This window comes from Pantoea sp. X-Soil-TKNS-1279 (genome assembly GCF_059730565.1).
In genome coordinates this window covers 293,242-306,832 of sequence record NZ_AP035948.1, presented here as the reverse complement: position 1 = coordinate 306,832, position 13,591 = coordinate 293,242, and the positions used below count along the sequence as shown (strand labels likewise).

At 54.4% G+C, this 13,591-nt stretch carries 9 protein-coding genes, 1 tRNA gene, 2 rRNA genes and 1 riboswitch; of the genes, 3 read left to right on the top strand and 9 right to left on the bottom strand.

The window, feature by feature from the left end; translation table 11 throughout:
• Positions 1–24: 24 nt before the first annotated feature.
• From AC6I8N_RS01390 to AC6I8N_RS01380, 3 genes are all read right to left on the bottom strand, one after another.
• Positions 25–2,926 (bottom strand): 23S ribosomal RNA (locus tag AC6I8N_RS01390).
• A gap of 214 nt (positions 2,927–3,140) precedes the next feature.
• A tRNA-Glu gene (locus AC6I8N_RS01385) sits at positions 3,141–3,215 on the bottom strand.
• 90 nt (positions 3,216–3,305) lie between these two features.
• Positions 3,306–4,847 (bottom strand): 16S ribosomal RNA (locus tag AC6I8N_RS01380).
• The 16S and 23S rRNA genes sit together here with 1 tRNA gene alongside, the layout of an rRNA operon.
• A gap of 601 nt (positions 4,848–5,448) precedes the next feature.
• Between AC6I8N_RS01380 and purH the strand changes: the two genes are divergently transcribed.
• Positions 5,449–7,038 carry a bifunctional phosphoribosylaminoimidazolecarboxamide formyltransferase/IMP cyclohydrolase gene (gene purH / locus AC6I8N_RS01375; RefSeq protein WP_497829888.1) on the top strand — a complete coding sequence of 530 codons (1,590 nt, stop codon included), beginning with the start codon at positions 5,449–5,451 and terminating at the stop codon, positions 7,036–7,038.
• Between the two features lie 18 nt (positions 7,039–7,056).
• A complete protein-coding gene (gene purD / locus AC6I8N_RS01370; protein WP_021186412.1) occupies positions 7,057–8,337 on the top strand; it encodes a phosphoribosylamine--glycine ligase in 1,281 nt (426 codons plus the stop codon).
• 39 nt (positions 8,338–8,376) lie between these two features.
• On the opposite strand, the gene AC6I8N_RS01365 is transcribed toward purD, so the two are convergent.
• The 6 genes from AC6I8N_RS01365 to nudC form a co-directional block, all read right to left on the bottom strand.
• Entirely contained in the window at positions 8,377–9,042 is a 666-nt protein-coding gene (locus AC6I8N_RS01365) for a DUF1481 domain-containing protein (RefSeq protein ID WP_208724571.1), read from the bottom strand.
• Positions 9,043–9,109: 67 nt separating this feature from the next.
• The gene (hupA, locus tag AC6I8N_RS01360; RefSeq protein ID WP_013507416.1) at positions 9,110–9,382 is read right to left on the bottom strand and encodes a nucleoid-associated protein HU-alpha; all 273 of its coding nucleotides are present in this window, start codon (positions 9,380–9,382) and stop codon (positions 9,110–9,112) included.
• Between the two features lie 188 nt (positions 9,383–9,570).
• Positions 9,571–10,161 (bottom strand): YjaG family protein, encoded by a 591-nt coding sequence (locus AC6I8N_RS01355; RefSeq protein WP_021186414.1) that lies wholly within the window; start codon positions 10,159–10,161, stop codon positions 9,571–9,573.
• Positions 10,162–10,223: 62 nt separating this feature from the next.
• Positions 10,224–10,892 (bottom strand): deoxyribonuclease V, encoded by a 669-nt coding sequence (nfi, locus tag AC6I8N_RS01350; protein WP_021186415.1) that lies wholly within the window; start codon positions 10,890–10,892, stop codon positions 10,224–10,226.
• A gap of 2 nt (positions 10,893–10,894) precedes the next feature.
• A complete protein-coding gene (gene hemE, locus AC6I8N_RS01345; protein ID WP_021186416.1) occupies positions 10,895–11,962 on the bottom strand; it encodes a uroporphyrinogen decarboxylase in 1,068 nt (355 codons plus the stop codon).
• Positions 11,963–12,001: 39 nt separating this feature from the next.
• Positions 12,002–12,775, bottom strand: a complete 774-nt coding sequence (gene nudC, locus AC6I8N_RS01340) for an NAD(+) diphosphatase (protein ID WP_021186417.1) — start codon at positions 12,773–12,775, stop codon at positions 12,002–12,004.
• 63 nt (positions 12,776–12,838) lie between these two features.
• Here nudC and AC6I8N_RS01335 point away from each other — a divergent pair, with 63 nt between their 5' ends.
• Entirely contained in the window at positions 12,839–13,345 is a 507-nt protein-coding gene (locus tag AC6I8N_RS01335; RefSeq protein ID WP_021186418.1) for an Rsd/AlgQ family anti-sigma factor, read from the top strand.
• An 88-nt stretch (positions 13,346–13,433) separates the two neighbouring features.
• Positions 13,434–13,535: riboswitch (TPP riboswitch) on the top strand.
• Positions 13,536–13,591: the final 56 nt, after the last annotated feature.

Below are 13,591 nucleotides of genomic sequence, written 5' to 3'. Positions count from 1 at the left end.
CAACCAAAACGCCTCTGGCGTTGTAAGGTTAAGCCTCACGGGTCATTAGTACCGGTTAGCTCAATGCATCGCTGCACTTACACATCCGGCCTATCAACGTCGTCGTCTTCAACGTCCCTTCAGGACTCTCAAAGAGTCAGGGAGAACTCATCTCGGGGCAAGTTTCGTGCTTAGATGCTTTCAGCACTTATCTTTTCCGCACTTAGCTACCGGGCAATGCCATTGGCATGACAACCCGAACACCAGTGGTGCGTTCACTCCGGTCCTCTCGTACTAGGAGCAACCCCCCTCAATTCTCCAGCGCCCACGGCAGATAGGGACCGAACTGTCTCACGACGTTCTAAACCCAGCTCGCGTACCACTTTAAACGGCGAACAGCCGTACCCTTGGGACCTACTTCAGCCCCAGGATGTGATGAGCCGACATCGAGGTGCCAAACACCGCCGTCGATATGAACTCTTGGGCGGTATCAGCCTGTTATCCCCGGAGTACCTTTTATCCGTTGAGCGATGGCCCTTCCATTCAGAACCACCGGATCACTATGACCTGCTTTCGCACCTGCTCGAGCCGTCACTCTCGCAGTCAAGCTGGCTTATGCCATTGCACTAACCTCCTGATGTCCGACCAGGATTAGCCAACCTTCGTGCTCCTCCGTTACACTTTGGGAGGAGACCGCCCCAGTCAAACTACCCACCAGACACTGTCCGCAGCCCGGATTACGGGCCTACGTTAGAACATCAAACATTAAAGGGTGGTATTTCAAGGTTGGCTCCATGCAGACTGGCGTCCACACTTCAAAGCCTCCCACCTATCCTACACATCAAGGCTCAATGTTCAGTGTCAAGCTATAGTAAAGGTTCACGGGGTCTTTCCGTCTTGCCGCGGGTACACTGCATCTTCACAGCGATTTCAATTTCACTGAGTCTCGGGTGGAGACAGCCTGGCCATCATTACGCCATTCGTGCAGGTCGGAACTTACCCGACAAGGAATTTCGCTACCTTAGGACCGTTATAGTTACGGCCGCCGTTTACCGGGGCTTCGATCAAGAGCTTCTCCTTACGGATAACCCCATCAATTAACCTTCCGGCACCGGGCAGGCGTCACACCGTATACGTCCACTTTCGTGTTTGCACAGTGCTGTGTTTTTAATAAACAGTTGCAGCCAGCTGGTATCTTCGACTGGCTTCAGCTCCGGGAGCAAGTCCCTTCACCTAATGCCAGCGTGCCTTCTCCCGAAGTTACGGCACCATTTTGCCTAGTTCCTTCACCCGAGTTCTCTCAAGCGCCTTGGTATTCTCTACCTGACCACCTGTGTCGGTTTGGGGTACGATTTCGTGTTACCTGGAGCTTAGAGGCTTTTCCTGGAAGCAGGGCATCAGTTACTTCACCACCGTAGTGGCTCGTCATCACGCCTCAGCCTTAAAGCATTCCGGATTTGCCTGGAATGCAAGCCTACACGCTTAAACCGGGACAACCGTCGCCCGGATAACCTAGCCTTCTCCGTCCCCCCTTCGCAGTAACACCAAGTACAGGAATATTAACCTGTTTCCCATCGACTACGCTTTTCAGCCTCGCCTTAGGGGTCGACTCACCCTGCCCCGATTAACGTTGGACAGGAACCCTTGGTCTTCCGGCGAGCGGGCTTTTCACCCGCTTTATCGTTACTTATGTCAGCATTCGCACTTCTGATACCTCCAGCAGACCTCACAGTCCACCTTCAGCGGCTTACAGAACGCTCCCCTACCCAACAACACATAGTGTCGCTGCCGCAGCTTCGGTGCATGGTTTAGCCCCGTTACATCTTCCGCGCAGGCCGACTCGACCAGTGAGCTATTACGCTTTCTTTAAATGATGGCTGCTTCTAAGCCAACATCCTGGCTGTCTGGGCCTTCCCACATCGTTTCCCACTTAACCATGACTTTGGGACCTTAGCTGGCGGTCTGGGTTGTTTCCCTCTTCACGACGGACGTTAGCACCCGCCGTGTGTCTCCCGTGATAACATTCTCCGGTATTCGTAGTTTGCATCGGGTTGGTAAGCCGGGATGGCCCCCTAGCCGAAACAGTGCTCTACCCCCGGAGATGAGTTCACGAGGCGCTACCTAAATAGCTTTCGGGGAGAACCAGCTATCTCCCGGTTTGATTGGCCTTTCACCCCCAGCCACAAGTCATCCGCTAATTTTTCAACATTAGTCGGTTCGGTCCTCCAGTTAGTGTTACCCAACCTTCAACCTGCCCATGGCTAGATCACCGGGTTTCGGGTCTATACCCTGCAACTTAACGCCCAATTAAGACTCGGTTTCCCTGCGGCTCCCCTATACGGTTAACCTTGCTACAGAATATAAGTCGCTGACCCATTATACAAAAGGTACGCAGTCACACCCGAAGGTGCTCCCACTGCTTGTACGTACACGGTTTCAGGTTCTGTTTCACTCCCCTCGCCGGGGTTCTTTTCGCCTTTCCCTCACGGTACTGGTTCACTATCGGTCAGTCAGGAGTATTTAGCCTTGGAGGATGGTCCCCCCATATTCAGACAGGATACCACGTGTCCCGCCCTACTCATCGGACTCACAGAATGTGCATTTTCATGTACGGGGCTGTCACCCTGTATCGCGCGACTTTCCAGACGCTTCCACTAACACACAAACTGATTCAGGTCCTGGGCTGTTCCCCGTTCGCTCGCCGCTACTGGGGGAATCTCGGTTGATTTCTTTTCCTCGGGGTACTTAGATGTTTCAGTTCCCCCGGTTCGCCTCGTTAACCTATGTATTCAGTTAACGATAGTGCACAAGTGCACTGGGTTTCCCCATTCGGACATCGTCGGCTGTTGCGGTTCATATCACCTTACCGACGCTTTTCGCAGATTAGCACGTCCTTCATCGCCTCTGACTGCCAGGGCATCCACCGTGTACGCTTAGTCGCTTAACCTCACAACCCACAGACGTTTTCACGCATGCAGACTGCAAGCATTTGAGAGACTCGAACACATCGCTTTCATTTCTTATTACGGAGAAATGAAACAACGTGTCGTTTCAAATTTTCAGCTTGTTCCGGATTGTTAAAGAGCAAATATCTCAAACATGACTCGTAAGCCAGTTTTGAGATACTGAGCAGCGACACCTTTCACCTGTCACCAAGCAAGTGGCGTCCCCTAGGGGATTCGAACCCCTGTTGCCGCCGTGAAAGGGCGGAGTCCTAACCGCTAGACGAAGGGGACACATGAAGTGTCACGACTTCGCAGCCGTCTTGCTCATTACGTTTTCATCAGACAATCTGTGTGAGCACTTCGAAGGAAAGTATCTTCAGGTAAGGAGGTGATCCAACCGCAGGTTCCCCTACGGTTACCTTGTTACGACTTCACCCCAGTCATGAATCACAAAGTGGTAAGCGCCCTCCCGAAGGTTAAGCTACCTACTTCTTTTGCAACCCACTCCCATGGTGTGACGGGCGGTGTGTACAAGGCCCGGGAACGTATTCACCGTAGCATTCTGATCTACGATTACTAGCGATTCCGACTTCATGGAGTCGAGTTGCAGACTCCAATCCGGACTACGACGCACTTTATGAGGTCCGCTTGCTCTCGCGAGGTCGCTTCTCTTTGTATGCGCCATTGTAGCACGTGTGTAGCCCTGGCCGTAAGGGCCATGATGACTTGACGTCATCCCCACCTTCCTCCGGTTTATCACCGGCAGTCTCCTTTGAGTTCCCGACCGAATCGCTGGCAACAAAGGATAAGGGTTGCGCTCGTTGCGGGACTTAACCCAACATTTCACAACACGAGCTGACGACAGCCATGCAGCACCTGTCTCAGAGTTCCCGAAGGCACCAAAGCATCTCTGCTAAGTTCTCTGGATGTCAAGGCCAGGTAAGGTTCTTCGCGTTGCATCGAATTAAACCACATGCTCCACCGCTTGTGCGGGCCCCCGTCAATTCATTTGAGTTTTAACCTTGCGGCCGTACTCCCCAGGCGGTCGACTTAACGCGTTAGCTCCGGAAGCCACGCCTCAAGGGCACAACCTCCAAGTCGACATCGTTTACAGCGTGGACTACCAGGGTATCTAATCCTGTTTGCTCCCCACGCTTTCGCACCTGAGCGTCAGTCTTTGTCCAGGGGGCCGCCTTCGCCACCGGTATTCCTCCAGATCTCTACGCATTTCACCGCTACACCTGGAATTCTACCCCCCTCTACAAGACTCTAGCCTGCCAGTTTCGAATGCAGTTCCCAGGTTAAGCCCGGGGATTTCACATCCGACTTGACAGACCGCCTGCGTGCGCTTTACGCCCAGTAATTCCGATTAACGCTTGCACCCTCCGTATTACCGCGGCTGCTGGCACGGAGTTAGCCGGTGCTTCTTCTGCGGGTAACGTCAATGATGATGCGTATTAAACATCATCCCTTCCTCCCCGCTGAAAGTACTTTACAACCCGAAGGCCTTCTTCATACACGCGGCATGGCTGCATCAGGCTTGCGCCCATTGTGCAATATTCCCCACTGCTGCCTCCCGTAGGAGTCTGGACCGTGTCTCAGTTCCAGTGTGGCTGGTCATCCTCTCAGACCAGCTAGGGATCGTCGCCTAGGTGAGCCGTTACCCCACCTACTAGCTAATCCCATCTGGGTTCATCCGATGGTGTGAGGCCCGAAGGTCCCCCACTTTGGTCTTGTGACGTTATGCGGTATTAGCTACCGTTTCCAGTAGTTATCCCCCTCCATCGGGCAGATCCCCAGACATTACTCACCCGTCCGCCACTCGTCACCCAAGGAGCAAGCTCCTCTGTGCTACCGTTCGACTTGCATGTGTTAGGCCTGCCGCCAGCGTTCAATCTGAGCCATGATCAAACTCTTCAATTTAAGTTTGATGCTCAAAGAATTAAACTTCGTAATGAATTACGTGTTCACTCTTGAGACTTGATATTTTTTAAGTCCGTAGACTTTTGATATCAATCCTGCGAGTGCCCACACAGATTGTCTGATAAATTGTTAAAGAGCAGTGCGAGCAGCGGGTTAACCGTCTGTCGCGAGGTGGCGTATATTACGCTTTCCTCCTTCAGAGTCAATCTCTTTTTTCAGCGATTTTCTCTGCCGAGAGTTCCTTCAGAACTTCTCTCTCAACACCGCACTTCGTAAACCGTTGTGCCGTGTCGATGGAGGCGCATTATAGGGAGTTGTTCGGCGCACGCAACCGCTAATTTCAATAAAAACAACCGTTCGCTGCATTCCACAGCAAAACCCCGCCTTATACCCACTTACACACAAAGTTATCCACATCTCACGACAGAAATGAATTTAGGCGAGCATCGCGCAAACGTTTTCGCTACAATGCCCCGCGACATGAAGGATGCCCCTTTTGGGGCGTTACCTGAGGCCAACGTTTCTTCTATATAGAAGAAAAACGCTAAGCTTGATGTAACGCTCTTATTTACGCGAAACAAAGCCAAGGGATAAAACCACCATGCAACAACGTCGTCCAGTACGCCGCGCTCTGCTGAGTGTCTCAGACAAAGCCGGTATCCTCGAATTTGCTCAGGCACTCTCCAGCCGTGGTGTTGAGCTGCTCTCCACAGGTGGCACTGCACGCCTGCTGGCAGATGCGGGCCTGCCGGTCACTGAAGTGTCTGACTACACCGGTTTTCCGGAAATGATGGATGGACGTGTCAAAACGCTGCACCCGAAAGTGCATGGCGGCATTCTTGGTCGTCGCGGCCAGGATGATGCCATCATGGCGCAGCACGCTATCAATCCTATCGACATGGTGGTCGTTAACCTTTATCCCTTCGCCCAAACCGTGGCGAAGTCGGGCTGTACGCTGGAAGATGCGGTTGAAAACATTGATATCGGCGGCCCGACCATGGTGCGCTCCGCCGCGAAGAACCATAAAGACGTGGCAATTGTCGTTAAGAGCAGCGATTACCACGCCATCATTGCCGAGCTGGACGCCAACGAAAACTCTCTGACGCTGGAAACCCGTTTCGACCTGGCGATTAAAGCCTTCGAACACACTGCCGCCTACGACAGCATGATTGCTAACTACTTTGGTAGCCTGGTGCCGGCCTATCACGGCGAGAGCAAAGAACCTGCTGGTCGTTTCCCGCGTACCCTGAACCTGAACTTCATTAAGAAGCAGGATATGCGTTACGGCGAGAACAGCCATCAGGATGCCGCTTTCTATATAGAAGAGAACGTGGCGGAAGCCTCGGTTGCCACTGCCCAGCAGGTGCAGGGTAAAGCGCTGTCCTACAACAATATCGCTGATACTGATGCTGCTCTGGAATGTGTCAAAGAGTTCAGCGAAGCCGCCTGCGTGATTGTGAAGCACGCCAACCCGTGCGGTGTGGCTGTGGGCAGCTCGATTCTGGACGCGTATGAGCGCGCATACAAAACCGATCCTACCTCCGCATTTGGCGGTATCATCGCTTTCAACCGTGAGCTGGACGAAGCCACCGCACAAGCCATCATCAGCCGTCAGTTCGTGGAAGTGATTATTGCCCCTTCCGCCTCTGAAGCCGCGCTGAAAGTCACCGCCAGCAAACAGAACGTCCGCGTTCTGGTGTGTGGTCAGTGGCAGGATCGCGTTGCCGGTCTGGATTTCAAACGTGTAAACGGTGGTTTGCTGGTACAGGACCGAGATCTGGGTATGGTCGATGCCAGCCAGCTGCGCGTAGTAAGCAAACGCCAGCCAACTGAACAGGAACTGCGTGATGCGCTGTTCTGCTGGAAAGTGGCGAAATTCGTTAAATCCAACGCCATTGTCTATGCGCGTGACAACATGACCATCGGTATTGGCGCAGGCCAGATGAGCCGCGTCTATTCCGCGAAAATCGCCGGTATTAAAGCAGGTGATGAAGGTCTGGAAGTAAAAGGTTCTGCAATGGCCTCTGACGCCTTCTTCCCGTTCCGCGATGGTATTGATGCTGCGGCTGCCGTCGGTGTCACCTGTGTGATTCAGCCAGGTGGTTCGATTCGCGATGATGAGGTGATTGCCGCCGCCGATGAGCACGGCATCGCGATGATCTTTACCGACATGCGTCATTTCCGCCATTAATCGTTGGGAGCGTAACAGATGAAAATTTTAGTCATTGGCAATGGTGGACGTGAGCACGCTCTGGCGTGGAAAGCTGCGCAGTCACCGCTGGCAGAAACCGTGTTTGTCGCACCTGGTAACGCAGGCACCGCACTGGAACCGGCATTGCAAAATGTCGCTATCAGCGCCACCGACGTTGCCGCGCTGCTGGCCTTTGCTCAGCAGGAGAAAATTGACCTGACCATCGTCGGCCCGGAAGCGCCGCTGGTGATTGGTGTCGTTGATGCGTTCCGTGCCGCGGGTCTGAAAATTTTTGGCCCGACGCAGGCAGCCGCACAGCTGGAAGGCTCCAAAGCCTTCACCAAAGATTTCCTCGCACGTCAGCAGATCCCAACCGCTGAATACCAGAACTTTACCGAGGTAGAACCGGCGCTGGCGTATCTGCGTGAGAAAGGCGCACCGATCGTCATCAAAGCCGATGGTCTGGCCGCCGGTAAAGGCGTGATCGTGGCGATGACGCTGCAAGAAGCGGAAGACGCGGTACAGGATATGCTGGCAGGCAACGCGTTCGGCGATGCCGGCCACCGTATCGTGATCGAAGAGTTCCTCGATGGCGAAGAAGCCAGCTTTATCGTGATGGTTGATGGCGACAACGTGCTGCCGATGGCCACCAGCCAGGATCATAAACGTGTCGGTGACGGCGATACCGGCCCGAATACCGGAGGCATGGGTGCCTACTCTCCGGCACCGGTGGTGACCGATGAGATCCACCAGCGCGTGATGGATCAGATCATTTGGCCAACCGTGAACGGCATGAAAGCCGAAGGTAACACCTACACCGGCTTCCTGTATGCCGGTCTGATGATCGATAAAGCCGGTCAGCCTAAAGTGATCGAGTTCAACTGCCGCTTTGGCGATCCGGAGACCCAGCCGATCATGCTGCGTTTGCAGTCCGATCTGGTGGCGCTGTGTCTGGCGGCCTGTGACGGCAAGTTGGATCAGCAGACGTCACAATGGGATCCGCGTCCGTCACTGGGTGTGGTGCTGGCTGCCGGTGGTTATCCGGGCAACTACAACACCGGCGACCAGATTCACGGCCTGCCGCTGGAAGAAGTTGCAGATGGTAAAGTGTTCCACGCCGGTACTACGCTGAAGGATGACCTGGTGGTCACCAATGGGGGTCGCGTACTTTGCGTCACCGCGCTGGGCGCAGATGTTGCTGCCGCACAGCAGCGAGCATACGAACTGGCGAAGTCTATCTCCTGGGAAGGCAGCTTCTGCCGCCACGATATCGGCTATCGCGCCATCAACCGCAAATAATCAGCAGGGGCACGCACAGTGCCCCTTCTTCATTCCCGGTCAGAAGTCGCTCTCTTTCGGCTGCCAACTACATTCGTCCGTGGGCGTGATATGCAATAGCTGCACCCCTTCAGGCGCTTCCAGCCAGGCCACCATCAACGGTGAGGATGTATTACGCTGCTGCTGTGCCAGCGTTGCCTGGATGCTGCTATCGAAAGGCGCATTCACCACCTTCCCTTCGCAGTTGCGCACCTGAGTATCGCCCAGCCAGTGCCCCTGGCTTAGCAATACACGGCCATTCAGCAAGGCATTGCTCTGCGCCAGCATGCGCTGCGCATCAAAGCGATACAGCTCGATACTGTCGCTACTTACCGCCTCACGACGCCCAGCCAGTTGTCGCTGCATAAAATTGAGGTTGCCCTGCTGATCAAAACGTAACGTAACGTCATCCGTCTGCTCGCCCGCGACCTGACGTTGCACGCTGATAAGATTGTTGTCCAGCCAGCTGTAGTCCGTTGTCTCCATTGCATCACCATTGAATGGCGTGAAGACCGTACGCATGTGAATTGATTGATGGTCGCTATTTTTGCGCCAGATACGCACCACGCCACGATCGGCAAGATAGCCGCTGGCGGTAAAGGCAGGAAGATCAGGAGTCGTGCTACAGCCCGTCAGCAGCGCACCACATAACAGGGCGCAGACGCGCTGATAATTACGTTTCAGCATGGCAGGCCCCGGAAACAAAAAGGGGCGATGTCGCCCCTCTTTTAAAGCTATACCGCGTCGCGGAAACTTACTTAACAGCGTCTTTCAGCGCTTTACCAGAGACGAACGCCGGTACGTTTGCCGCAGCGATTTTGATCTCTTTGCCAGTCTGCGGGTTGCGACCGGTACGCTCAGCGCGGTGGTTCACTTTAAAAGTACCAAAACCAACCAGTTGTACAGCATCACCATCTTTCAGAGACTCAGTGATCGCAGCCAGGGTAGATTCCAGAGCAGTTTTAGCCTGGGTTTTTGACAGGTCTGCTTTTTCCGCGATCACATCAATCAGTTGAGTCTTGTTCATAAGTTATCCTTAAAGTGTATTTATCGCTTGCTAAGCAACGAGTGCGAGGGAAAAGCCATATTCTGGCACTCTTCAGCCTGCACGCACCGATAGCCACAATTTTCAGCCCCCCAAATGTAGACCAGACAGGGGGCTGATGTGAAGCCTCCAGGCGCGCTAATTCGGGCCTGAAGTCACGTTTTCTCGCCTTATTGCTGAAAAATTATACCGATGTTACTGATTCCCGCTTCGCGCAGGTCAGAACGTAACCCTTTAATCAGCTCGAGGTCGCGCTCTTCGCATTCTGCCAACAGGCGGAAAATCTCCCACTGCATATCCCATTCGTCAATAATCGCCTGGTTTTCGCGCAGCTCTTCATCGCTCATTTCGCGTCCAGCCTGGGTCATTTCGAGGATAGCGACAGTGGTCACTGAGGTGCGGCTCACTTCAACCGCATGTTCCAGGGTTTCGCCACTGAGCTGAGCATGCAGCACTTCACTCAGTGCCACGCAGGCATCAATCGCCGGATGCACGCCATAGATATCGAAATCGTCGCCATTGGGAATGACCGCTTCCAGCTTCTCCAGTTGGCTGTCGAAATTGATTTTAGCGCCTTTGACCGTCAGGCTTTCCCAGACTAAATCGAGAATACGGCGATAAAGCTGCGGATCGGCGAATTCGGTCTGCTGACAGAAGGCCCAGTAGTTAGGGAACATACGTTCACACAGACAGGCCATAAAGGTGACGTGCTGCCAGCTTTCCAGCTTCGCCAGGCGCAAATGGACGGGGTTCTGTAACATCAAACTTGCTCTCAATAATTTAGCTGGCGGCAGTGTACCGCAAAAGCCGCGCGCAAACAGCGTTAACGCGCATTTTGCCTGCGCAGAAAGGCCGGACGACCAGAAGCTACCGCATCGGCCCAGCGTGTCGGCTCAGGCAGGCGATAACCCGCCATGCAATTTTCCACCCACTGCAATGCGCTGTCGGTACTGACACGATGGCCGGTGGAGATAAAAAGTGGGTTGCAGCGCGCCTTGCTGCGCCACACCCAACCCAACTGCTCGCCTTTATCCAGCAACGGCTGACGGCTGCCCGGCGCTTCATCCAGCGTATCAAACTGGCCACACAGGCGCCGCTTTGCCACACCAATGGTCGGTACATCCACCAGCAAGCCAAAATGCGCCGCCACACCGAGCCGACGCGGATGCGAGATGCCATGCCCATCGACAAATAACAGGTCCGGTTGATGCTGGAGTTGTTGCCAGGCAGCCACCAGAGCGGGCACTTCGCGGAATGATAAAAAACCGGGGATATAGGGCATGGTGGTGCTGATGCGGGCAATTTGATGCTCCACCAGTTGCAACGAGGGGTACTCAAGAATCACCAGCGCGGCGCGTGTCACTTCTCCGCCCTGTTCAAACCCGACATCGGCACCGGCAATCAAACGGGGCGGCAGCACCTCAAAATCGTCCTGCCGCACCACGTCAGCTGCGCGCTGTTGCTGTTCCGTGCGTAGCGCCGCTAAATCCATCGCTAGCCCTGATGATAAGGACGTGACAAACGATGCACCGCCTCAACAAAGGCACCGGCATGCTCTGGCGGTACATCCTGATGGATACCGTGGCCCAGATTGAAGACGTGGCCTTCACCCTTGCCAAACCCTTCAAGGATGCCAGCCACTTCCTGCTCGATACGGGCCGGTGGGGCGTAGAGCATTGACGGGTCCATATTGCCCTGCAACGCCACTTTGTGACCGACGCGACGACGGGCATCGGCAATATCGGTGCTCCAGTCCAGGCCCAGCGCATCACAGCCAGTTTCCGCAATCGCTTCCAGCCATTGCCCGCCACCTTTGGTGAACAGGGTGATCGGCACACGGCGACCTTCGTTCTCATGCAGCACGCTATCAACGATTTTGTGCATGTAGTAAAGCGAGAACTCGCGATAATCACGTCCGGTCAGCACGCCGCCCCAGGTGTCGAACACCATGATCGACTGCGCACCGGCTTTGATCTGCGCGTTCAGATAGAGGATCACGCTGTCGGCCAGCTTATCCAGCAACGCATGCAGCGTTTGTGGCTCGGCGTACATCATCTTTTTGATTTTGGTGAAGGCCTTGCTGCTACCCCCTTCAACCATGTAGGTAGCCAGCGTCCACGGGCTACCGGAGAAACCGATCAGCGGCACTTCGCCTTTCAGGTTATGGCGAATGGTACGCACCGCATTCATCACATAACCCAGCTCTTGCTCCGGGTCAGGTACCGGCAGTTTGTCGACGTCAGCGCGGCTGGTAATCGGGTGAGAGAAACGGGGGCCTTCACCGGTTTCAAAGTACAGGCCCAATCCCATGGCATCCGGGATGGTGAGAATATCGCTGAAGAGGATTGCCGCATCCAGCGCATAGCGACGCAGCGGTTGCAGCGTGACTTCACAGGCCAGCTCAGCATTTTTACACAGCGACATAAAGTCACCGGCCTCGGCGCGTGTGGCTTTATATTCCGGCAGATAACGCCCGGCTTGTCGCATCATCCAAACCGGGGTGACATCCACCGGCTGACGTAACAGGGCGCGCAGATAACGATCGTTCTTCAGTTCACTCATAATTGGCTCTCTCACTGACAGGGCGCCAGTGTAGCATTTTCACAGCGCGCTGGCGCGACAGTGGGCAACGGTATCTTCAATCAGACGTCGCGCGACGGTACCCGGCGGCGGTAATAAAGGTAACGCATCGTAGCGGAACCAGCCGGCATCCAGCAGTTCTTTGCCGTCATGCTGTAGCTCCCCGCCATCGTATTCCGCCATATAGGCCATCATCAGCGAATGGGGGAATGGCCAGGGTTGTGAGGTGACGTAACGTACGTTTTTCACTCGTACATTGCTCTCTTCCATCACCTCACGCGCCACTGCCTGTTCGAGGGTTTCCCCCACTTCAACAAAACCGGCCAGTACGGTGTAGACGTTGTTACGATGCTTTGCGTGGTTCGCCAGCAGGATCTCATCTCCGCGCCGAATCGCCACGATGATGCAGGGCGCGATTTGCGGGTAATAGCGTTCACGGCAGTGACCGCACAGGCAAGCAAACTCACGCTTGCTCAAATGCATTTCGTGGCCGCAATAGCCGCACCAGCGATGCGAACGAAAGAATTCCGCCAGTTGCACGCCACGTCCGGCAAGCTGGAACAGGCCGACATCTTCGTCGATCAACTGGCGTACTGAGCCCATATTGTCAGAACGTGATTCGCGCACCAGCCAGACGTTTTCACCCTGCCATTCGCCAATCACCATGCCGCTGCTGCCCGCCAGATCGAATTGTTCCGCCGTCCCGTGCGGCAGCTCACCCTGTGGCAGCCAAAGTTTTTGTTCATGGCTGACAATCCACCAGCCAGCGTCTACGCTTGAGATCTCACGTTGCATTTAAATCGTCATCCTTAGCGTCTATTCGCAGAATGAACCACTATAACCCACATGGAGCCTTGTATGCTTACTCAGTTAGATGACCTGACCGAGCGTGTAGGCCGCGGTAACGAATTGGTCGATTCATGGCTACACGCGCGTCGTCAGCTACTTGTGACTTACTACCAGTTGGTTGGCATGAAGCCCAAAAAAGATGCGTTGAGTGCCCTGGACGAACAGGCGCTGGATGCCTTTTGTCATAACCTGGTGGATTATCTCTCCGCCGGCCATTTCAGCATTTATGAACATATTATCAGTGAGATGCAAGGTGACAGCCCGATGATCGCCGCCGCGCAAATCTACCCGTCACTGGAAGCCAATACCGAACGAATGATGCAACTGTATGACGGCCATCTGCAACAGGCCATCACCGATGACAACTGCGTCACCTTCCAGCAGGCGCTGTCTGAAGTGGGTGAAGTGCTGGAGTCACGTTTTACGCTGGAAGATAAGCTCGTGCATCTGGCATGGGACAATCAGCTGGCGCATACGCCGGTAGCGAATGAAAGCATCATCGCCCGCCCTGCTTAGCCGCCCGCATTTGTAAAAGACTTGTTATTCGTAAAAAGCCCTTCTATGCTACGAGGGCTTTTTTACTTTACGGTTTAACACCGTAAATATTTTCTTGTCGGAGTGCCCATTTCGGGCTGAGACCGTTAATTCGGGATCCGCGGAACCTGATCAGGTTAGTACCTGCGAAGGGAACAAGAGTAAATATCACAGCCGGTGCGCGCGCCGTTTCTGTTACTCCTTCCGGACTCCGGACAAGCAACTTCC